This is a genomic window from Pseudomonas sp. G1002 (genome assembly GCF_013385455.1).
Classification (GTDB): domain Bacteria; phylum Pseudomonadota; class Gammaproteobacteria; order Pseudomonadales; family Pseudomonadaceae; genus Aquipseudomonas.
In genome coordinates, this window is sequence record NZ_JACAPY010000036.1 from 150,685 (window position 1) to 172,851 (window position 22,167).

The 22,167-nt window shown below is 61.1% G+C and carries 18 protein-coding genes; 11 read left to right on the forward strand and 7 right to left on the reverse strand.

Annotated features, from left to right (window positions below; all coding sequences use genetic code 11):
- Nucleotides 1–53 precede the first annotated feature (53 nt).
- Both HX801_RS24265 and HX801_RS24270 read left to right on the forward strand, forming a co-directional pair.
- Nucleotides 54–665: a hypothetical protein gene (locus HX801_RS24265; protein ID WP_008437613.1), complete on the forward strand. Its 612-nt coding sequence runs from the start codon at nt 54–56 to the stop codon at nt 663–665.
- Nucleotides 666–775: 110 nt separating this feature from the next.
- Nucleotides 776–1,042 carry a DUF4404 family protein gene (locus tag HX801_RS24270; RefSeq protein ID WP_008437612.1) on the forward strand — a complete coding sequence of 89 codons (267 nt, stop codon included), beginning with the start codon at nt 776–778 and terminating at the stop codon, nt 1,040–1,042.
- A 126-nt stretch (nt 1,043–1,168) separates the two neighbouring features.
- Here the strand turns inward: HX801_RS24270 and queF are convergent, their stop codons facing one another.
- A complete protein-coding gene (gene queF, locus HX801_RS24275; protein WP_177022890.1) occupies nt 1,169–1,999 on the reverse strand; it encodes an NADPH-dependent 7-cyano-7-deazaguanine reductase QueF in 831 nt (276 codons plus the stop codon).
- A gap of 57 nt (nt 2,000–2,056) precedes the next feature.
- Nucleotides 2,057–2,581: a plastocyanin/azurin family copper-binding protein gene (locus tag HX801_RS24280; protein WP_177022891.1), complete on the reverse strand. Its 525-nt coding sequence runs from the start codon at nt 2,579–2,581 to the stop codon at nt 2,057–2,059.
- A 156-nt stretch (nt 2,582–2,737) separates the two neighbouring features.
- Here HX801_RS24280 and HX801_RS24285 point away from each other — a divergent pair, with 156 nt between their 5' ends.
- On the forward strand, nt 2,738–3,418 hold the full coding sequence (locus tag HX801_RS24285; protein ID WP_003218936.1) for a heavy metal response regulator transcription factor: 681 nt from the start codon (nt 2,738–2,740) through the stop codon (nt 3,416–3,418).
- On the forward strand, nt 3,418–4,770 hold the full coding sequence (locus HX801_RS24290) for a heavy metal sensor histidine kinase (protein WP_177022892.1): 1,353 nt from the start codon (nt 3,418–3,420) through the stop codon (nt 4,768–4,770). Before HX801_RS24285 ends, HX801_RS24290 begins: the two co-directional genes overlap by 1 nt.
- 118 nt (nt 4,771–4,888) lie before the next feature.
- Here HX801_RS24290 and HX801_RS24295 read toward each other — a convergent pair whose 3' ends face one another.
- Genes HX801_RS24295 through HX801_RS24305 form a run of 3 tightly spaced genes read right to left on the reverse strand, consistent with a single transcriptional unit; the run spans nt 4,889 to nt 8,133 of the window.
- A complete protein-coding gene (locus HX801_RS24295) occupies nt 4,889–6,133 on the reverse strand; it encodes a lipoprotein-releasing ABC transporter permease subunit (protein WP_177022893.1) in 1,245 nt (414 codons plus the stop codon).
- A 58-nt stretch (nt 6,134–6,191) separates the two neighbouring features.
- Nucleotides 6,192–6,875, reverse strand: a complete 684-nt coding sequence (gene lolD, locus HX801_RS24300; RefSeq protein ID WP_003218941.1) for a lipoprotein-releasing ABC transporter ATP-binding protein LolD — start codon at nt 6,873–6,875, stop codon at nt 6,192–6,194.
- A 7-nt stretch (nt 6,876–6,882) separates the two neighbouring features.
- Nucleotides 6,883–8,133 carry a lipoprotein-releasing ABC transporter permease subunit gene (locus tag HX801_RS24305; RefSeq protein WP_177022894.1) on the reverse strand — a complete coding sequence of 417 codons (1,251 nt, stop codon included), beginning with the start codon at nt 8,131–8,133 and terminating at the stop codon, nt 6,883–6,885.
- A 94-nt stretch (nt 8,134–8,227) separates the two neighbouring features.
- On the opposite strand from HX801_RS24305, the gene HX801_RS24310 reads away from it, so the two are divergent.
- Together HX801_RS24310 and HX801_RS24315 are read left to right on the forward strand one after the other, a co-directional pair.
- Entirely contained in the window at nt 8,228–8,812 is a 585-nt protein-coding gene (locus HX801_RS24310) for a PilZ domain-containing protein (RefSeq protein WP_003218944.1), read from the forward strand.
- Nucleotides 8,813–8,878: 66 nt separating this feature from the next.
- Entirely contained in the window at nt 8,879–9,601 is a 723-nt protein-coding gene (locus tag HX801_RS24315) for a glycerophosphodiester phosphodiesterase family protein (protein ID WP_003218946.1), read from the forward strand.
- Between the two features lie 42 nt (nt 9,602–9,643).
- Here HX801_RS24315 and sthA read toward each other — a convergent pair whose 3' ends face one another.
- Nucleotides 9,644–11,038, reverse strand: a complete 1,395-nt coding sequence (sthA, locus tag HX801_RS24320) for a Si-specific NAD(P)(+) transhydrogenase (RefSeq protein WP_003218947.1) — start codon at nt 11,036–11,038, stop codon at nt 9,644–9,646.
- Nucleotides 11,039–11,274: 236 nt separating this feature from the next.
- Here sthA and HX801_RS24325 point away from each other — a divergent pair, with 236 nt between their 5' ends.
- Both HX801_RS24325 and HX801_RS24330 read left to right on the forward strand, forming a co-directional pair.
- Nucleotides 11,275–11,817 (forward strand): chalcone isomerase family protein, encoded by a 543-nt coding sequence (locus HX801_RS24325; protein WP_177022895.1) that lies wholly within the window; start codon nt 11,275–11,277, stop codon nt 11,815–11,817.
- Between the two features lie 286 nt (nt 11,818–12,103).
- Nucleotides 12,104–13,402 carry an MFS transporter gene (locus HX801_RS24330; protein ID WP_177022896.1) on the forward strand — a complete coding sequence of 433 codons (1,299 nt, stop codon included), beginning with the start codon at nt 12,104–12,106 and terminating at the stop codon, nt 13,400–13,402.
- A gap of 163 nt (nt 13,403–13,565) precedes the next feature.
- Here HX801_RS24330 and HX801_RS24335 read toward each other — a convergent pair whose 3' ends face one another.
- A complete protein-coding gene (locus tag HX801_RS24335; RefSeq protein WP_023659083.1) occupies nt 13,566–15,029 on the reverse strand; it encodes a glyceraldehyde-3-phosphate dehydrogenase in 1,464 nt (487 codons plus the stop codon).
- 339 nt (nt 15,030–15,368) lie between these two features.
- Here HX801_RS24335 and mfd point away from each other — a divergent pair, with 339 nt between their 5' ends.
- Genes mfd through HX801_RS24350 form a run of 3 tightly spaced genes read left to right on the forward strand, consistent with a single transcriptional unit; the run spans nt 15,369 to nt 22,099 of the window.
- Nucleotides 15,369–18,818 (forward strand): transcription-repair coupling factor, encoded by a 3,450-nt coding sequence (gene mfd / locus HX801_RS24340; protein ID WP_003218956.1) that lies wholly within the window; start codon nt 15,369–15,371, stop codon nt 18,816–18,818.
- An 11-nt stretch (nt 18,819–18,829) separates the two neighbouring features.
- Complete coding sequence (locus HX801_RS24345; protein WP_003218957.1) at nt 18,830–19,399, forward strand: CsiV family protein; 570 nt, start codon at nt 18,830–18,832, stop codon at nt 19,397–19,399.
- 9 nt (nt 19,400–19,408) lie between these two features.
- Nucleotides 19,409–22,099: a DEAD/DEAH box helicase gene (locus HX801_RS24350; protein WP_177022897.1), complete on the forward strand. Its 2,691-nt coding sequence runs from the start codon at nt 19,409–19,411 to the stop codon at nt 22,097–22,099.
- Nucleotides 22,100–22,167: the final 68 nt, after the last annotated feature.

The following is a 22,167-nucleotide window of genomic DNA, read 5'->3' on the forward strand; positions in this document are numbered from 1 at the left end:
ACTTGCTTGTCACCCAAGTCCGGTAGCGTCACTGCTATTTCAGGGACGTCGAAATGCCACACGCCGAGATTGTTAGTGCCAGCACCCCGTCCTTGACGGCCGTACTGTTCGGGCTTAGTGGCTGCCTGGTGGACTTTGGTTCCCAGGCCCGCGCCGATTCCGCGCCTTCCAGCGATACCCATGCCACTGTCGGCGCTCTGAAGATCCTGCGCAGCCTCGAAGAACAGCGCGTCCCTTGTGCATGGCTGGACGAGTTGCCGGCGTCGGTTTCCACACCGCTGGCCGCCGGGCTACCCCGCTGGATCAAGGCTGCCAAGCCCTCCTCCACCCGCTGGCCGGCGCCTCACGCCTGCTGGCAGGCCCTGATGGAACTGAATATCGAACGCCTGGAAGGCTGCGTCCTGGTCAGCGGCGAGCCACGCCTGCTGCAATCGGGGCTCAATGCCGGGCTGTGGACCATCGGCCTGGCGTCCTGTGGCTCACTGTGCGGGCTTTCGCCGCAGCAATGGCAAGCACTCACCGAGAAGGAACGCGAGCATAAGCGCGCCAAAGCCACTGTCGCGCTCTATGGCCTGGGCGTGCATTCGGTGATTGACCACCTGGGCGAACTGCAGACCTGCCTGGCCGACATCAGTCTGCGCCAGCTTAAGGGCGAGAAGCCCTGATCGAGATCATGCACAGTCGGCGCCAGTGGATTAATCTACAGGTCAGCCCATAGACCTTTCCCGGCGTGCCGCGGTCTATGCCAGTGCCTATCGATAAAAGGAAGAACGCCATGCCTGCCCGCGAACAACTGCAAGAACAGGTCAAAATTTTGCGCGAGCAATTGGATCAGAATCCAGAAATGCCCCTCGAACAGCGCGAAGAGCTGCGAGATTTGATTGCTGAACTGGAAGTTCAGGAGCCACTGGAAGGTGCCATTCAGGATCCAAGCATCGCCGACGGTGTGAACCTGGCCGTAGAACGCTTCGAACTGGAGCACCCGGGCATTGCCGGGACCTTGCGCAATATTGTGGTGACCCTGGGTAACATCGGGATCTAATAGTCGGACACCTATCAAATGTGGGAGCGGGCTTGCTCGCGAATGCGGTCCGTCAGCTGATACATATGCTGGCTGATACACCGCTTTCGCGAGCAAGCCCGCTCCCACATTTATTTTGGGTGAAGGCTACTGTCGAGCCAGGCGCAGGTTCTGGAACTGCTGCTCTTCAGTACTGCGGTACGGGTTGATATCCAGCCCGCCACGCCGCACATAGCGCGCATACACCGTCAGTTTCTCCGGCTTGAGCAAGCGCTGCAGGTCGAGAAAGATCCGCTCCACGCACTGTTCATGGAAGTCCGAGTGCTGGCGGAAGCTCACCAGGTATTCCAGCAGGCTGGCATGATCCAGCGCCGCGCCGCGGTACTCCACCGCCACACTGCCCCAGTCAGGCTGGCTGGTCACCGGGCAGTTGGACTTGAGCAGATGACTGTGGACGCTCTCCTCCACCACGCGCGAATCGTCGCAACGCAACAGTTCCGGGCGCGGGTGCTCGTAGTTGCTGACGGTAATGTCCAGGTCATCAATGCACACACCCGGCAACGCGACCACGCCTTCGGCTTCAACCTCGCCCAGGCTGCGGATGCGCACGCCAACCGGCTTGCCGGCCGCGGCACTCAGGTCGGTGCGCAAAGTCGCTTCAAGGCTTTGCACATCGGCAAACGCGGTTTGGTTCAGCGAGTTGAGGTACAACTTGAACGACTTCGACTCGATGATGTTCGGCGAGTCGGCCGGGATACTGAATTCACCGATGGCCACCACGGGTTTGCCGGATGGCAGCAGCCAGGACAGTTCGAAGCAGTTCCAGAAATCCACGCCTTTATACGGCAGGGTCTCGGCACTCAGGCCCAGCTCGGCCCACTTGGCGGCGCGAGGAATCGGGAACAGCAACGACGGGGTGTAGGTGGAGATGTATTCACTGGACTTGCCCAGCGGCGAATGTTCGGCTGCGGGATGCATGGCGGAAACCTGGCTAAATAAACGCCGCCATTCTACCCGCCTTTGCCCGTCAATGGCTTACTGGCTGACGGTCAGCTTGCCGACCATGCCCGCCTGGTAATGCCCCGGAATGTTGCAGGCAAACTCCAAGCCGGTGGCCTTGGTGAAGGTCCAGGTCAGCTCGGCGGTCTTGCCTGGCTCTACCAACACGCTGTTGGGGTCGTCGTGTTTCATGCCTGCCATATCACCATGCCCCATCGCACCGTGGTCCATTTTGCCCATGCCGGTCGCCGTCAGCATGCCGCTGGCCTGCATCTGCAGCATCTCTTTCTGATGCGCTGCGTGCATGGCGGCATCGCCAAGATTGAATTCATGAAGCAACTGGCCTTTGTTGATCAGCACAAAGCGCACCGTCTCACCGGCTTTTACATCAATAGCCTTGGGCGAAAAGGAAATATCCTGCAGTACCACTTCCACGGTGCGCGTGGCCTTGGCGGCGGGCGCGGCCTCACCGAAGGCGAAGGTTTCAGCCGGGGATGCCAGCACCGGAAGACTCATCGCCATCAGGCAGCCCGCCAACAACCAGGATTTACGTAAAAACATGCTCACACTCCAAAGGTTCGGAATCAGTCTGTGGGACACTTTACGAACGCGCCGCTGCCAGCCAGCTGACGGCCAGATTACAACTTTGTCAGCTTGAGCCGGCTGCCGGATGTGCGCGGTATAACGTCTGTGTTCCCGTAAAACCATGAGCCGCCCATGAAACTGCTGATCGTCGAAGACCAACCGAAAACCGGCCACTACCTGCGCCAGGGCCTGGCCGAGGCCGGGTTCAACACCGAACTGGTGGCCGACGGCACCAGCGGCCAGCACCTGGCGCTGACCGGTGACTACGACCTGTTGATCCTCGATGTGATGCTGCCGGGCCGCGATGGCTGGCAGATTCTCCAGGCCGTACGCAACGCCGGGCTCGACATGCCGGTGCTGTTCCTCACCGCGCGGGACGCCGTGGAAGACCGGGTGCATGGCCTGGAACTGGGCGCCGACGATTACCTGGTCAAGCCCTTCGCCTTCTCCGAACTGCTGGCCCGGGTGCGCAGCCTGTTACGCCGTGGCAGCAGCCCCCCCCAGGAAACCAGCCTGCAACTGGCCGACCTGCGCATGGACCTGATCCGCCGCCGGGTAGAGCGCGACGGCCAGCGCATCGACCTGACGGCCAAGGAGTTTTCCCTGCTGGAACTGCTGCTGCGGCGTCAGGGCGAAGTCTTGCCCAAGTCGCTGATTGCCTCCCAGGTGTGGGACATGAACTTCGACAGCGATACCAACATCATCGAAGTCGCGATCCGCCGCCTGCGCCTGAAGGTCGACGACAACTTTCCCAACAAGCTGATCCATACGGTACGCGGCATGGGCTACGTGCTTGAGGAGCGGTTCAGTTGATGAAACGGATTTCCCTGGCCAGCCGCCTGGCGCTGTTGTTTGCCGGCTGCACAGCCGTGGTTTCGCTGCTGGCCGGCGTGCTGTTCAACCATGCCAGCGAGGCGCACTTTATCGAGCTGGACCAGCAGTTGCTCGACGGCAAGCTGATAGCGCTGCGCAGCACATTGCAAGGTGCCGACACGCCAGAACGATTTGCCTTACGAGAAACAACGCTGCGAGAAGAACTCAATCGCCAGCCCGACCTGGCCCTGCGCATCACCGCCGGCGATCAGCGCTGGTTCGACGGCGCTCCCGGCATCACCCTGCCCCAGGCGCCTGGCCTGCAAAGCGTACAGAACGCCGGCACCGATTACCGCGTGTACAACGCGCCGCTGATTCCTGGAAACGCTGACTCGCCACGCCTGACGCTGATGCTCGACATCACCCATCACCAACACTTCCTGCAACGCATGCAGCATCTGATCTGGCTGACCGTCGGCCTTTCCGCTCTGGCCACCGCCCTGCTCGGCGCCTGGGCCGCCCGCAGCGGGTTGCGACCACTGCGGCGCATGAGCGAAGTCGCCAGCGGCGTGTCTGCCCACTCCCTGACCCAACGCCTGCCCCAGGAGCAAATGCCCGCCGAACTGGCGGAACTCGCCCAGTCCTTCAACGCGATGCTTGGGCGCCTGGACGATGCCTTCCAGCGCCTTTCGGCATTTTCTGCCGACATCGCCCATGAACTGCGCACGCCACTGTCGAATTTGCTGACACAGACCCAAGTCATCCTCACGCATCCACGGGCGCTGGAGGACTACCGCGAAGCCCTGCACAGCAACCTGGAAGAACTGCAATGGATGGCGCAGTTGGTCAACGACATGCTGTACCTGGCCAAGGCGGACCATGGGCTGCTGGTGCCCAAGCGCGAAACCCTGGTGCTGGCGGACGAGGTGGAGGCATTGCTGGAGTTTTTCGCACCGCTGGCGGAGGACGTCCAGGTGCGGCTGGTTCGGGAAGGCAACGCCAGCACTTCAGGTGACCGCAGCATGTTGCGCCGGGCGATTTCCAACCTGCTGGATAACGCGTTGCGGTTCACCCCGCCGGGTGGCGAAGTCAGCGTGCGGATTGTCGAGGGGATGCAAGGCGTGACGCTGAGTGTGGAAAACACCGGGGAAGGCATTCCCGAGGCATTGTTGCCACGGTTGTTTGACCGGTTTTACCGGGCAGATCCGGCGCGTCATGAAGGGAGCAGCGAGCATGCGGGGCTGGGTTTGGCGATTACCCAGTCGATTGTGCGGGCCCATGGGGGGCGGATTTTCTGTGAGTCGGGGGCGGGATGGGCGAGGTTTGTGATGGAGTTGCCGCAGGGGTATTGATGCAAGCTGTAGCGGCCCTTTCGCGAGCAAGCCCGCTCCCACATTTTGACCGAGTGCATTCAGGAAGAACGCGGTCAAAATGTGGGAGCGGGCTTGCTCGCGAAGGCGGTCTTAAGAATTACGAATACCTGAGGGCATGCGCCGGCTCAATCTTCGCCGCCCGATACGCCGGATAGATGGTCGCCAAAAAGCTCAACACAAACCCCGCCGAGCAAATCAGCAACACATCCCCACCCTGCAACTGCGAAGGCAGGTTGCTGACGAAATACACGTCCGAACTGAAGATATGCTGCCCGGTCACCCGTTCCAGCCAACCCACCAGTTCACTGACGTTCAGCGCCGCAATCACGCCGAGGATGCCACCGATCAAGGTACCGACGATCCCGATCACCGTCCCCTGCACCATGAAGATCGCCATGATCTGCCGTGGCGTGGCGCCGATGGTGCGCAGGATCGCAATGTCGGCGCCCTTGTCGTTCACCACCATGATCAAGGTCGCGATGATGTTGAACGCCGCCACCGCGACGATCATCAGCAACAGCAGGCCGATCATGGTTTTTTCCATCTTCATCGCGCTGAACAGGCTGCCCTGGGTGTGGGTCCAGTCGTCGGCCTTGTAGTCGGCGCCGAGGCTGGCGGCGATATCCGCCGAGACCTTGGGTGCGGCATACAAGTCTTTCACCGCCAGGCGCACGCTTTGCACCTGGTTCGGCTCCCAATGCTGTATCTCGGCGGCGTCGGCCATGTGGATCAGGGCCATGGAGCCATCCAGCTCCGCGCCCACCTTGAACACACCCACCACGTTCAAACGCTGCATACGCGGGGTGATGCCACCGGGCGCACTGCTGATTTCCGGCACGATCAGGGTCAGCTTGTCGCCGACGTTCAGGCGGAAACGCCGGGCGGTGATCTCACCGATGACCACACCGAACTCGCCCGGTTTAAGGTCTTCAAGATGACCCTGGACGATATGCTGGGCCACAATCGACACCTTGCCTTCCTGGGCCGGATCAACACCACTGATCTCGATCGGCTGCATCGCACCTTTGTAGGAAAGCATGCCGTCCATCTGCGTGAACGGTACCGCAGCCGTGACTTCCGGATTCTTCATCGCGGCATCCGCCACCGGCTTCCAGTCGCTGATCGGCTTCACGCCAACGATGGTCGCGTGGGGCACCATGCCAAGGATGCGTGAACTCATTTCCCGCTGGAAACCGTTCATTACCGACAACACCACGATCATCGCCAGCACGCCCAGGGCGAGGCCGATCATCGAGGTCATCGAGATAAACGAAACAAAACGGTTGCGGCGCTTGGCACGGGTATAGCGCGTGCCGATGAAAATCGATAACGGTCTGAACATTCGCGGGCACCGTTGAAAAAATAGAAAACCCGGCGCCGGGCGCCGGGCTTGAAACAGGTCAGATGGCGACCAGATGACCTTCCTGCAGGTGCAGCACACGGTCCATCTGGCGGGCCATGCTCATGTCATGGGTCACCACCAGGAACGCGGTGCGCATCTGGGTGCTCAACTCCAGCATCAAGTCCTTGATGCCCTGGGCGGTGTGGGAGTCGAGGTTGCCGGTCGGCTCGTCGAGCATCACCAGGCCCGGGTTGTTGACCAGGGCACGGGCAATCGCCACACGCTGGCGCTCGCCGCCGGACAATTCAGCCGGCTTGTGCTCCAGGCGATGGCCCAGGCCGACGCGCTCCAGCAACGCCTGGGCACGCTGGCGTGCTTCCGGGATCGCGGTCTTGCCGATCAACAGCGGCATGCAGACGTTTTCCAGGGCGGTGAACTCGGGCAGCAAGTGGTGGAACTGGTACACAAAACCCAGCGAACGGTTGCGCAACTGGCCACGGGCCTTCTCGCCCAGGGCCGACAACTCTTCGCCGGCCAGCCAGACGCTGCCCTGGGACGGCGTATCAAGGCCGCCCAACAGGTTGAGCAAGGTACTTTTACCGGAACCGGAACTGCCGACGATCGCCACGCGTTCGCCCGGGTGCAGTTCCAGCTGCAGGTTGGACAGCACCACCACGGACTCCGGGCCTTCCTCGTAGGATTTGCCCAGGTTGCGGCAGCTCAGGATTGCTTTTTCACTCATGCCCGATTCACTCATAACGTAAAGCCTGCGCCGGCTGGGTACGTGCCGCGCGCCAGGCTGGATACAGGGTGGCAAGGAAACTCAGGACCAACGCGGCGCCGCCGACCATCAACACGTCCTGGCTCTGCACCTGGGACGGCAAGTAGTCGATGAAGTAGACGTCGGAGTTCAAGAATTTGTGGCCGATCAACACTTCCAGTCCGGCGATGGCGGCACTGACGTTCAGCGCGGCGAGAATCCCCACCGCGGTGCCGATCAAGGTGCCGACCACGCCGATCACCGTGCCCTGGACCATGAAGATCGCCATGATCTGCCCCGGCGTGGCGCCAAGGGTGCGCAGGATGGCGATATCGCCCTTCTTGTCATTCACCACCATTACCAGGGTGGAAATGATGTTGAAGGCGGCGACGGCGACGATCAGCAGCAACAGCAGGCCGATCATGGCTTTTTCCATGCGGATGGCCTGGTACAGGTTGCCGTGGGTGCGTGTCCAGTCGCGGGCGTAGTACTGGTTTTCACCCAGGTGCTGGGCGATTTCCCACGAGGTGCGCGGCGCGTCGAACAGGTCGTTGAACTTGAGGCGCAGGCCCTGCACTTGATCCGGCTTCCAGCGATGCAGGCGGGCCAGGTCGGTCAGGTTGGTGAGGCCCAGGTAGCCGTCGATCTCACCGGCGCCGACATGGAAGATGCCGACCACGGTAAAGCGCTTCATACGCGGAAACATGCCGGCCGGGGTCACGGTGACTTCCGGCGCGACGAAGGTCAGCTTGTCGCCGATGCCCACGCCGAGCTTGGCCGCAGCCTTGTCACCGATAGCGATGCCAAAGCTGCCGGGCGACAAGTCGTCCAGTTTGCCCTGCTGCATGAAGTTATCGATGATCGAGACATTGCGTTCCTGCGCCGGGTCGATGGCATTGAGCAGGACTTTCTGCACCTTGCCGTCGTTGGTCAACAGGCCCTGCATCTGGGTGAAGGGCGCAACCGCCAGCACTTTGGGGTTCTGCTTGACCTTCGCGGCCAGGCTTTGCCAGTCGCTGATGGGCTCACCCGACTCGATGGTCGCGTGGGGCACCATGCCCAGCACGCGGGTGCGCATCTCATGATCGAAGCCGTTCATCACCGACAGCACCACAATCATCACGACAACGCCAAGGGCGAGCCCGATCATCGAGGTCAGGGAAATGAACGACACAAAATGATTGCGACGTTTTGCACGGGTATAACGCGTGCCAATAAATACGAAGAGAGGTCTGAACATGTCGGGGCTTGTTCGGAGGAAAAGAAGACGTCCTTGTGGCGGGGTCAGGTAAGCAGCTTTACACTCAGACCATCACCGCTGCCTTGGGTTCGCCATGTCGACATTAGATGAAGAAGATCGCCGCGAATACTACCGTATCGAGGACATGATCGCACTGGAAATTACCCCACTGTCGGGCCCGGAAGCGCTGAGCAAGGAAGTGTTGCTGGATGATTCGCCGCTGTTCAATCTCCTCAGCGAGTTGCACCTGAGTGAATTTGAATCCCAGCACTTGCTGCGCCAGATCGGCGAGCGGGACCGCACCCTGGCCGCCTTCCTCAAAGTGCAGAACAAACGCATGGATTTGCTCAGCCAGATCATGGCGCAAAGCCTGCTGGGCGAGATCGGTACGCCGCAGCCCGTGGTCATCTCCGAAGGCGGCATCGAGTTCCTGAACCCCACGGCGATCCAACCCGACAGCCACCTGGCGGTCAAGCTGGTGCTGATGCCGCAAGCCCTCGGGCTGTTGCTGCGAGCCAAGGTTACCCATTGCGATGCCAAGACCGGTGGCTTTGAAATCGGCACGGAATTCGAAGCCATGACCGATGCCCAACGCCAGTTGCTGGCACGCTATATCCTGCAGAAACAGGCCCAGGAACGGCGCCTGGCGCGGGAAAAAAGCGACGAATCCGACACCTGAATACGATCATTGAATGGCGCGTCGCGTCATCCATCCAGCCAGGAACCCTGGCGTAAAGGAGCAACTGTGACCCTGATTTATGGCCACCGCGGTGCCAAAGGCGAAGCACCGGAAAACACCCTGACCAGCTTCCAGGAATGCCTCAAGCACGGCGTGCGCCGCTGCGAACTGGATTTGCACCTGTCCATGGACGGCGAGCTGATGGTCATCCACGACCCGACGCTCAAGCGCACCACCGACCGGCGCGGCAAGGTCGTCGAGTACTCAGCCGCCGACCTGGTCAAGATGGACGCGCGCAAAGGCGGCCCGGGCTGGGTCAACCCTTGCCCGATCCCGCGCCTGGAAGAGCTGTTCGAACAGTGCGACTTTGACCACTGGCAACTGGAAGTCAAAAGCGCATCGCGCACCCGCGCGGCAACCACCGTGCTGGCGATCCGTGAAATGGCTCAGCGTTTCGGGCTGATGGACAAGGTCACCGTGACCTCAAGCTCGCGGGAAGTGTTGAAAGCGGCGCTGGACCTCACCCCGGACCTGTCCCGCGGGCTGGTAGCCGAATACGCCTGGCTCGACCCGTTGAAGGTCGCGGCCAACTATGGCTGTGAGATTCTGGCGTTGAACTGGACGTTGTGCACCCCTGAGCGTCTGGAAAAAGCCCAGCGCCAGGGTTTGCACGTGTCCGTGTGGACCGTCAACGAACCCGCGCTGATGCGCAGGCTCGCCGACTTCGGCGTAGATAGCCTGATTACAGACTTTCCCGGTTTGGCCACTGCCACCCTCGGGAATTACTGAAATCGGTCTCCCCGGCCGGCTCAGGCCACCGGCCGGAGCCACTCAAAAAAGCCGGTTGAGGCCGTCGTAGGCCGCTACCCGATAGGCTTCAGCCATGGTCGGGTAGTTGAACGTGGTGTTGACGAAATACTTGAGGGTATTCAGCTCACCCGGCTGGTTCATGATCGCCTGGCCGATGTGCACGATCTCCGACGCCTGATAGCCGAAGCAATGCACGCCCAGCACTTCCAGAGTCTCGCGGTGGAACAGGATCTTCAGCATGCCCTGGGGCTCACCGGCGATCTGCGCACGCGCCATGCTCTTGAAGAACGCCTTGCCGACTTCATAAGGCACCTTGGCCTTGGTCAGTTCGTGCTCGTTCTTGCCGATCGAGCTGATCTCGGGAATCGTGTAGATCCCGGTCGGCACGTCGTTGACGTAGCGCCAGCTGCCGTTGTCGACAATGCTGCCAGCGGCCGAGCGGCCCTGGTCATGGGCGGCACTGGCCAGGCTTGGCCAGCCGATCACGTCACCGGCACCGTAGATGTTCGGTACGCAGGTGCGGTAGTTCTCGTCGACTTCGATCTGGCCACGGCTGTTGACCTTGACCCCGATGTTTTCCATGCCCAGCTTGTCGGTGTTGCCGGTACGGCCGTTGCACCACAGCAAGGCGTCGGCCTTGATCTTCTTGCCGGATTTCAGGTGCAGGATCACACCGTTGTCCAGGCCTTCGACCCGCTCGTACTCTTCGTTGTGGCGCACGGTGATGTTGTTGTTGCTGAAGTGGTAACTCAACGCCTGGGAAATTTCCGAGTCGAGGAAGCTCAGCAACTGGTCGCGGTTATCCACCAGCTCGACCAATACACCCAGGCCGCTGAAGATCGAGGCGTATTCACAGCCGATCACGCCGGCGCCGTAGATGATCAGTTTGCGCGGGGTGTGGCCCAGGCTGAGGATGGTGTCGCTATCGTAGATACGCGGGTGGTGGAAATCGATATCCGCCGGGCGATACGGACGCGAGCCGGTGGCGATGATGATGTGCTTGGCTACCAGCTTCTCGACCACGCCGTTGGCGCAGACCACTTCGACGGTTTGCTCGTCGGCGAAGCTGCCGGTGCCGAAGAACAGGTCGACGCGGTTACGGGCATAGAAGCCGGTACGCGAGGCAACCTGTTTGGAAATGACTTTTTCAGCGCTCTTGAGCACGTCCGGGAACGAAAACCAGCGCGGCTCACCAATGGCCCGGAACATCGGGTTGGTGTTGAACTGCATGATCTGGCGCACCGAGTGACGCAAGGCCTTGGACGGGATGGTACCCAGGTGGGTGCAGTTACCGCCGACCTGGCGACGGCTATCGACCATCGCCACCTTGCGCCCTGCTTTGGCGGCGTTCATCGCCGCACCTTCTCCAGCTGGGCCGGAACCCAGTACCACCACGTCGTAGTTGTAGACAGCCATGCGTACTCCTCAGAACAGGCCAGGGCGCACGGTTGGACGCCTGGCTAAATCATGCCGCGGCCAGCGGTCATGAAGGATCAATGTGGCTCAAGTGTGTGAGCCGGGGCACAGTCTATAGAACGCTCAACGTCGCGCACATTAACCCTTGGTCGCGTCGTAGGCCAGTTTTGCCTTTACTACACGGCGCTCGTTATTGAATTAACCTGTAGGCAAGCACCTTTTCAGGACTGGCCATTATGAAGCATGTCGTCATTTGTTTATTGCTGATGTTTTCGGTCCCGGTTCTGGCGAATGAGGCTGATCGCCTCAAACAAGCTGATTTTCCGGCGCAATCTCATCAACTGGTGCTGAAAAACCAGGCCGTCCTGACCTACCTGTGGGCAGACGTCTATGCGGCGGCATTGTTCGCCCCGGCTGACCTGAGCGCCAAACAAGCCCTGGATCAGCAAAAAGACCTGCGCCTGGAGCTGTATTACTTTCGCGATATCGACCGCAACGATGTGATCAAGGCCGCCACTGCCACCCTCGAACGTCAGCAAACACCCGCCACCCTCGCCCGCCTGAAGCCTGAACTGGATCAATTGCACAAAAGCTTCCGCAACATCCGCAGCGGCGACCGTTATGCGCTGGACTTCCAGCCTCAGCGCGGCCTGAACCTGGAAATCAACGGCACGGTGGTGTTCAGCAGTCGCAATGACGAACTGGCCAAGGCTTATCTCGGCATCTGGCTGGCACCAAAAGGCTTGTCCGACAGCCTGCGTAGCACCCTCCTCAACTGATCGCAAAAACCCTGTGGGAGCGGGCTTGCTCGCGAATGCGGTGTGTCAGTGGCTCATAAGCTGACTGACACACCGTTTTCGCGAACAAGCCCGCTCCCACATTGGATTTTCATCACCCGGAGGCCTGCGGCAATTTGCCAGCTTGCTATCGGTTTTTTGTTGCCTGTGGTGGCTTATACACATATCGTTACAAAACTGTTCAGCGCCAGCCTCGTGCCAGAGCTTCAACAGCAAGGACGGTTGCGACCAGGGATTACTAATAAGATAGCCAAAATGAGTGCATGACATGTCCACTACAACGGGCAAGGGCAAGGCGATCTTTCGCGTTGTCAGCGGTAACTTCCTTGAGATGTTCGACTTCATGGTCTACGGCTTCTACGCCACGGCCATTGCCAAGACATTTTTCCCCACCGACAGCGCGTTCGCGTCCCTGATGCTGTCCCTGGCGACCTTTGGTGCCGGGTTCCTGATGCGTCCTCTGGGCGCGATTTTCCTCGGTGCCTACATCGACCGTCACGGCCGTAAAAAAGGCCTGGTGATCACCCTGGCGATGATGGCCGCCGGTACCATCCTGATTGCCTGCGTTCCCGGGTATGCCACCCTGGGCGTCGCGGCGCCGTTGCTGGTGCTGTTCGGCCGCCTGCTGCAAGGCTTCTCCGCCGGTGTCGAACTGGGCGGCGTGTCGGTGTACCTGGCGGAAATCGCCACTCCAGGCCGTAAAGGCTTCTTCGTCAGTTGGCAGTCCGCCAGCCAGCAAGCTGCGGTGGTATTCGCCGGCCTGCTGGGCGTAGGCCTCAACCACTGGCTCAGCCCGGAAGAAATGGGTGACTGGGGCTGGCGCGTGCCGTTCCTGATCGGCTGCCTGATCGTGCCGGTGATCTTCGTGATTCGTCGCTCCCTGGAAGAAACCCCGGAATTCCAGGCGCGCAAACACCGCCCTACCCTGCAGGAAATCGTCCGCTCGATCGGCCAGAACTTCGGCATCGTCATCGCCGGCATGGCGCTGGTGGTGATGACCACCGTGTCGTTCTACCTGATCACCGCCTACACCCCGACCTTCGGCAAGGCCGAACTGCACCTGTCGGACTTCGACGCGCTGCTGGTCACTGTGTGCGTGGGCATCTCGAACTTCATCTGGCTGCCGGTGATGGGCGCGGTGTCCGACAAGATCGGGCGTAAACCCCTGCTGCTGGGGGCGACTATTCTGGCGATCCTCACCGCTTATCCAGCGCTGTCCTGGCTGGTGGCCAATCCGAGCTTCAGCCATCTGCTGATCGTGCTGCTCTGGCTGTCGTTCCTGTATGGCTCGTACAACGGCGCGATGGTTGTAGCGCTGACCGAAATCATGCCGGTAGAAGTGCGCACCACCGGTTTCTCCCTGGCCTACAGCCTGGCGACGGCAACCTTTGGTGGCTTTACTCCGGCGGCGTGTACCTACCTGATCCATGTGCTGGACAACAAGGCCGCACCGGGCATCTGGCTCAGCGGCGCGGCGGTGCTGGGCTTGATCGCCACATTGATCCTGTTCAAGGGCAACCGGCATGAACTGCGTACCGCGCAGGCTTCGATAGTCGGCGGCGCTTGATAGGTCGCTTTCGCGAGCAAGCCCGCTCCCACATTTGAAATGTATTCACACATCAAAATGTGGGAGCTGGCTTGCCTGCGATGAGGCCGGTACAAGCAACACAAAAACAACAGACATAAAAAAGCCCCGAACCAGTCGGGGCTTTTTCATTTACCGCTGATGCTTAGCGCGGGAATGCTGGCGGGTTAACCCCGGCCATGTCTTCCATCACACGAACCACCTGGCAGCTGTAACCGAATTCGTTGTCGTACCAGACGTACAGAACAACGCGGTTGTCTTGAGTGATGGTCGCTTCAGCGTCCACCACACCGGCGTGGCGCGAGCCCACGAAGTCGGTGGAAACCACTTCCTGCGAATTGACGAAGTCGATTTGCTTGTGCAGATCGGAGTGCAGCGCCATGTAGCGCAGGTACTCGTTCATCTCTTCACGGGTGGCGGCTTTCTCAAGGTTCAGGTTGAGAATGGCCATCGACACGTTCGGCGTCGGAACACGGATCGCGTTACCGGTCAGCTTGCCGGCCAGCTCAGGCAGGGCCTTGGCAGCAGCGGTGGCAGCACCGGTCTCGGTGATCACCATGTTCAGCGCGGCGCTACGGCCACGGCGATCGCCCTTGTGGAAGTTGTCGATCAGGTTCTGGTCGTTGGTGTACGAGTGAACCGTTTCAACGTGACCGTTAACGATGCCGAACTTGTCATTCACAGCCTTCAGCACCGGCACGATGGCGTTGGTGGTGCAGGAAGCGGCGGACACGATCTTGTCGTCAGCGGTGATTTCACCGTGGTTGATGCCGTGCACGATGTTCTTCAGCTTGCCCTTGCCAGGCGCAGTCAGGACAACGCGGTCGATACCCGGGCACGCCAGGTGCTGGCCCAGGCCCTCGGCGTCACGCCACACACCGGTGTTGTCCACCAGCAGTGCGTCCTTGATGCCGTACTGGGTGTAATCCACCTCAGACGGGTTCTTCGCGTAGATCACCTGGATCAGGTTACCGTTGGCGGTGATGGTGTTGTTTTCTTCGTCGATGACGATGGTGCCGTTGAACGGACCGTGGACCGAGTCACGACGCAGCAGGCTCGCGCGCTTGGTCAGGTCGTTTTCAGCACCTTTACGCACCACGATGGCACGCAGGCGCAGGCCGTCGCCGCCACCGGTTTTTTCGATCAGGATGCGCGCCAGCAGGCGGCCGATACGACCGAAACCGTACAGCACAACGTCGGTGCCTTTGCGGGCTGCGGCGTTTTGCTGGCCAACCACGTCGGCCATTTCTTCACGTACGAACTGCTCGGCGGTGCGGCCAGCGCCTTCCTTGCGGAATTTATAGGCCAGCTTGCCCAGGTCTACCGAAGCCGCGCCGAGCTTGAGCTCGCTCATGGCTTTAAGCAGAGGGAATGTTTCGTGGACGGAGAGTTCGCTATCGTCGGCAGAACGATGGCGAGCAAAGCGATGAGCCTTGAGAATCGCGATGACTGATTGGTTGATCAGGCTGCGGCCATAGATCGAGCTCACCACGTTGTTATTGCGGTATAGCTGACCGATAAGCGGAATCATCGCTTCAGCGAGTGCTTCACGGTCGATCCATTCACCAAGACACTGGTCGGGCTTCTGAGTCACGGGAACCTTCCACATGTAGGGGCAGAAAAAAGGGGCTACATTATGCCGCCCGACCGCCCTCGGAGCAATGCGCGGCCCGCAACAAAACCCCTTGCAAAAAAATATCGCCCCTCTGCAGCCCAGTAAATACGCGGCTTCCAGCGCACCCCCTGTTGGACCAATGTGACAAAGTGTCCGTAACCCTCCGAAACATACACCGATTTCGGCACTACATAATGAGTCAAAAGGCACCTTTGTTTGTCTTAGCCACTACATTTCCTACAAACCGTAATAGGCTCAGTCAGCAACTGACAGGCGGCACTCCGGGCCGTTACAATTACCGACTTTGTCGCAACGCTTGGAGCTCAACCTTCCGTGCCCGTTCTGCGTCTACCGCTTCTCCCTGCCGCGGCAGGTAAACAGCACTGGGGCAATCTGCCCGGTGCCGCCCTGAGCCTGGCCATCGCCGAGGCTGCCAGCGCTGCCAAGCGCTTTACCCTGCTGCTCACCGCCGACAGCCAAAGTGCCGAGCGGCTGGAACAGGAGCTGAGTTTCTTCGCCCCCGATTTGCCGGTACTGCATTTCCCGGACTGGGAAACCCTGCCCTACGATCTGTTCTCGCCGCACCAGGACATCATTTCCCAGCGCATCGCCAGCCTGTACCGCTTGCCGGAACTGGCCCACGGCGTGCTGGTGGTGCCGATCACCACGGCCCTGCACCGCTTGGCACCGACCAAGTTCCTGCTGGGCAGCAGCCTGGTGCTGGATATCGGCCAGAAGCTCGATGTGGAGCAAATGCGCACCCGGCTTGAGGCCAGCGGCTATCGCTGCGTCGACACGGTGTACGAGCACGGTGAGTTCGCCGTGCGTGGCGCGTTGATCGACCTGTTCCCGATGGGCAGCAAACTGCCCTACCGGATCGACCTGTTCGACGACGAAATCGAAACCCTGCGCACCTTCGATCCGGAAAACCAGCGCTCCATCGACAAGGTGCAGTCGATCAAGCTGCTGCCGGCCCGGGAGTTCCCGCTGCAAAAAGACGCGGTCACGCGCTTCAAGGCACGTTTCCGCGAGCGCTTCGACGTGGATTTCCGTCGCTGCCCGATCTTCCAGGACTTGAGCAGCGGGATTACCCCCGCCGGTATCGAGTACTACCTGCCGCTGTTCTTCGACGAAACCTCCACGCTCTTCGATTACCTGCCCCAGGATACCCAGGTGTTCTCGCTGCCAGGCATCGAACAGGCAGCGGAGAATTTCTGGAATGACGTGCGCAACCGTTATGAAGAACGCCGCGTCGACCCGTCCCGTCCTTTATTGCCACCGGCCGAGCTGTTCCTGCCGGTGGAAGACTGCTTCGCCCGCCTGAAAAACTGGCCGCGGGTAGTCGCCAGCCAGCAGGACGTGGATGCAGGCGCCGGCCGCGAGCGCTTCCCGGCGCAAGCGCTGCCGAACCTGGCGATTGAAGCCAAGGCCAACCAGCCGCTGGAAGCACTGTCGAATTTCCTCGGTGACTTCCCCGGCCGCGTGCTGTTTACCGCCGAGTCCGCCGGGCGCCGCGAGGTGCTGCTGGAGCTGTTGGAACGCCTGAAGCTGCGGCCGAAAACCGTCGACAGCTGGCCGGACTTTGTCGCGAGCAAGGATCGCCTGGCGATCACCATCGCACCGCTGGACGAAGGGCTGCTGCTGGACGACCCGGCCCTGGCACTGATTGCCGAGAGCCCGCTGTTCGGTCAGCGGGTGATGCAGCGCCGCCGCCGGGAAAAGCGCGCCGATGCCAACAACGATGCGGTGATCAAGAACCTCACCGAGCTGCGCGAAGGCGCGCCGGTGGTGCATATCGACCACGGCGTGGGCCGTTACCTGGGCCTGCAGACCCTGGAGATCGACAACCAGGTGGCCGAATTCCTCACCATGGAATACGCCGAGGGCGCCAAGCTTTATGTGCCCGTGGCCAACCTGCACCTGATCGCCCGCTACACCGGCAGCGACGACGCCCTCGCGCCGTTGCACCGCCTGGGCTCCGAGACCTGGCAGAAAGCCAAGCGCAAGGCCGCCGAACAGGTACGCGATGTGGCCGCCGAGTTGCTCGACATCTATGCCCGCCGCGCCGCCCGCGAAGGTTATGCGTTTGCCGACCCAAAAGCCGACTACGCCACCTTCAGCGCCGGCTTCGCCTTCGAAGAAACCCCGGACCAGCAAACCACCATCGACGCCGTGCGCGCCGACATGCTGGCGCCCAAGCCGATGGACCGCCTGGTGTGCGGCGACGTGGGCTTCGGCAAGACCGAAGTGGCAATGCGCGCAGCGTTTATTGCGGTGCACGGTGGCCGCCAAGTGGCGATCCTCGTCCCCACCACCCTGCTCGCCCAGCAGCACTACAACAGCTTTCGCGACCGCTTTGCCGACTGGCCGGTGACTGTGGAGGTGATGAGCCGCTTCAAATCGGCCAAGGAAGTGAATGCGGCCATCGCCGACCTGGCGGAAGGCAAGATCGACATTGTCATCGGCACTCACAAGCTGCTGTCGGATGACGTGAAGATCAAGAACCTCGGGCTGGTGATCATCGACGAAGAGCACCGCTTCGGGGTTCGCCAGAAAGAACAGCTCAAGGCCCTGCGCAGTGAAGTCGACATCCTGACGCTCACCGCCACGCCGATTCCGCGCACGCTGAACATGGCGGTGTCGGGCATGCGCGACCTGTCGATCATCGCCACGCCGCCGGCGCGCCGGTTGTCGGTGCGCACCTTCGTCATGGAGCAGAACAAAAGCACGGTCAAGGAGGCCCTGCTGCGCGAGTTGCTGCGCGGCGGCCAGGTGTACTACCTGCACAACGATGTAAAAACCATCGAGAAATGCGCCGCCGACCTCGCCGAACTGGTGCCGGAAGCACGGATCGCCATCGGCCACGGGCAGATGCGCGAGCGCGAACTCGAACAGGTGATGAGCGACTTCTATCACAAGCGCTTCAACGTGCTGATCGCCTCGACCATCATCGAGACCGGCATCGACGTGCCGAGCGCCAACACCATCATCATCGAGCGCGCCGACAAGTTCGGCCTGGCGCAGCTGCATCAGTTGCGCGGCCGGGTCGGGCGCAGCCACCACCAGGCGTATGCCTATCTGCTGACGCCGCCGCGCCAGCAGATCACTTCCGACGCCGAGAAGCGCCTGGAAGCGATCGCCAACACCCAGGACCTCGGCGCCGGCTTTGTGCTGGCCACCAACGACCTGGAAATCCGCGGCGCCGGCGAACTGCTGGGCGACGGCCAGAGCGGGCAGATCCAGGCCGTCGGCTTCACCCTGTATATGGAAATGCTCGAGCGCGCGGTGAAGTCCATCCGCAAGGGCGAACAACCGAACCTCGACCAACCGCTGGGTGGCGGCCCGGAGATCAACCTGCGCCTGCCGGCGCTGATCCCCGAAGACTACCTGCCGGATGTGCACGCGCGACTGATCCTGTACAAGCGCATCGCCTCGGCCACCGACGAAGAAGGTCTCAAGGACCTTCAAGTGGAGATGATCGATCGCTTCGGCCTGTTGCCGGAGCCGACCAAGAACCTGGTGCGCCTGACCCTGCTCAAACTGCAGGCCGAGCAACTGGGCATCAAGAAGGTCGACGCCGGGCCGCAAGGTGGGCGTATCGAATTCGAAGCGCAGACGCCGGTGGACCCACTGGTGCTGATCAAGCTGATTCAGGGCCAGCCCAATCGCTACAAGTTCGAAGGGGCTACGCTGTTCAAATTCATGGTGCCGATGGAACGCGCCGAAGAACGCTTTAATACACTGGAGGCGCTGTTTGAGCGCCTCATCCCGAAATCTGCTTGAAGGACGCCCCAATGCGCCTGTTCCGCATTTTGAGCTTGTTGTTGGTGGTCGTTGCCCCTTCGGCGTTCGCCGACAGCCCGTACCTGGTGGAGATGATCCTGGTGCGCCAGAACGCCGAGCCGGTGATCAACAGCCGTGCGGCGCCGGAAAACTGGGACGCCGGCGCACCACGCCTGGGGACTGACAAAATGAGCCCGCCACGATTGGGCAATATTGTCGAGAAGCTGCAAGCCAGCAGCGACTACACCGTATTGCTGCACAAGTCCTGGGAACAGAATCTCGGGGAGCAACCGGTGAAGCTGGCCATCAGCGATGGCCAGGAACAGTTCGGCCAGTTCCCCATCGAAGGTACCCTGAACCTGCAGCTTGGGCGCTTTACCGATATCGACGCAGACTTCTGGGTCAACCAGTTCGACGCCAACGGCAGCGTCATCGCCAGCGAACACCTCAGCCAGCAAGACGTGCGCACCAAGAACAACCAGCTCAACTACCTGGACGGCGGCCACCTCGCCCTGCTGATCAAGATCACTTCGCTGACCGCCAAGCCGCCCAGCGCTCCACCGCCCGATGTCCAGGACTGATCCAGCACCATGCCCCTGACGTCGTCGTTGACCAAACCCCTGGCCCCTTCGTGGGCCAATCGCTTTAAAGAGCAAAGCCTTGAGCGTGGCCGACGCTACGCCCTGGAAAACCGCGTGCGTATCGTCGAGTCCGGCGACAGCACCATCATTGCCAGCTGCGAAGGCTCGGGTGGCAATGTCTACCGCCAGACCATCTCCCTGCGCGAATCCGCCAAGGGCACGCTGATCCTGGTGGACAGCCGCTGCACCTGCCCCGTACACACCAACTGCAAACACATCGCCGCCGTGTTGCTCAAGGTCCAGGAAACCCTGGCCTACCCGGCGGCGGCCCAGGATGCCGAGTTGCTGGAGAAGCTCCAGGCGGTGCTGGATAACCGCGTGGTGTTGCCGCAAGTGGTGATGGAAGACGTGCAACCGGTGCCGCGCCTGTGGCTGGCGAGTATCGAGTTCAGTGCCTTCGAACCGCGCAACGGCAAGATGCAGCGTTATATCCAGCATCGCGCGGCGTTGTCCTTCAACTATCTGGGCAACTACGTCAGCGGCCAGAAGAACGCCGACATTATCGTGCGCCAGGAACAACAGAGCCTGCGGATCAAGCGCCACCCCGAGGTGGAGCAGCAGTTTCGCGAACAGCTGCGCCTGCTGGGCTTCAAGATCGCCACCCGCCAGAGCAAGGCCCTGCCGGAAAGCGCCGGCGAGCTGTTCGAGATGGTCAATGACAGCGCGTGGCTGAACTTCACCCTGAATGCCTCGCCGAACCTGCGCGCCCAGGGTTGGGAACTACAGATCGACGAAGATTTCGGTTTTGACCTGAGCGCCGTCGACGACTGGTACGCCAGCGTCGACGAGATGCCGGAGCGCGACTGGTTCGACTTGGAGCTGGGGATCATCGTCAACGGCGAACGCCTGAGTCTTCTGCCGATCCTGTTGAACCTGATGCGCTCTCACACCGAGATCCTCAACCCGGAAAAACTCGCCCGGCGCCGTGATGACGAACTGATCCTGGTGAACATTCCCGGCCTGCCCAACGGCCACGGCCCGCTGCAAGTGGCGCTGCCTTATGGCCGGCTGAAACCGGTGCTGGCAACCCTGGGCGAGTTCTACCTGCAAGAGCCCGGCACCACCGCGCTGCGCCTGGCCAAGGCCGACGCGATTCGCCTGAACCCGCTGGAAGACCTGCCGCTGCAATGGGAAGGCGGCGAAAAGATCCGCAACTTCGCCCAGCGCCTGCGGGACATCAAGGATTTCAGCTGCGAAGCGCCGGAAGGCTTGAACGCAACGTTGCGCCCTTATCAACTGGAAGGCCTGAGCTGGATGCAGTCGCTGCGCCAACTCGACGTCGGCGGGATTCTCGCGGATGACATGGGCCTGGGCAAAACCCTGCAAACCCTGGCGCATATTCTCAGCGAGAAAATCGCCGGACGCCTGGACCGCCCGTGCATGGTGGTGATGCCCACCAGCCTGATCCCGAACTGGCTCGACGAAGCGGCGCACTTCACGCCGCAGCTCAAAGTCATGGCGTTGTACGGCGCGGGGCGCAAGAAACATTTCCCTCAGTTGCAGGACTACGACCTGCTGCTGACCACCTACGCCCTGCTGCCCAAGGACATCGAGCAACTGGCCGCCCTGCCCTTGCACGTGCTGATCCTTGACGAAGCGCAGTACATCAAGAACCCCAACAGCAAGGCCGCCCAGGCGGCCCGCGAGCTGAACGCCCGCCAGCGCCTGTGCCTCAGCGGTACACCGCTGGAAAACCACTTGGGCGAGCTGTGGTCGCTGTTCCACTTCCTGCTGCCGGGTTGGCTGGGGGACGTGAAGAGCTTCAACCGCGATTACCGCGTACCGATCGAAAAGCGCGGCAGCGATGTGCGATTGCAGCACCTTAATGGTCGGGTCAAGCCGTTCCTGCTGCGTCGCACCAAGGAGCAGGTGGCGACCGAGCTGCCGCCCAAGACCGAGATCATCCACTGGGTCGACCTCAACGAAGCCCAACGCGACGTGTACGAAACCATGCGCCTGGCGATGGACAAGAAAGTCCGCGACGAGATTACCCGCAAGGGTGTGGCGCGCAGCCAGATCATCATCCTGGAGGCGCTGCTCAAGTTGCGCCAGGTGTGCTGTGATTTACGCCTGGTCAATGATGCAACCCTGCCGGCAAAGGGCAGTAGCTCGGGCAAACTCGACAGCTTGATGGAGATGCTCGAAGAGCTGTTTGCCGAAGGCCGCAGGATTCTGCTGTTTTCCCAGTTCACTTCGATGCTGAGCCTGATCGAGGCCGAGTTGAAGAAGCGCGGCGTGGCTTATGCGCTTCTTACCGGTCAGACGCGGGATCGGCGCACGCCGGTGAAAGACTTCCAGAGCGGCAAGCTGCAGATCTTCCTGATCAGCCTGAAGGCAGGCGGCGTCGGACTTAACCTGACGGAAGCCGACACGGTGATTCACTACGACCCGTGGTGGAACCCGGCCACGGAAAACCAGGCCACCGACCGTGCGTACCGCATCGGCCAGGAGAAGCCGGTATTCGTCTACAAGATGATTGCCCGGGGCACCGTGGAAGAGAAAATCCAGCATTTGCAGAAGGAAAAGTCTGACCTGGCGGCGGGCGTTCTGGATGGGCGGACGACGCGAGATTGGAAGTTGGGGAATGAGGATATCGAGGCGTTGTTTGCGCCGTTGCCTCATAAGCAGGAAAAGCGCTGACTGTTAGATCGCCTTCGCGAGCAAGCCCGCTCCCACATTTGACCGCATATACCCTGGAGGAATGCGGT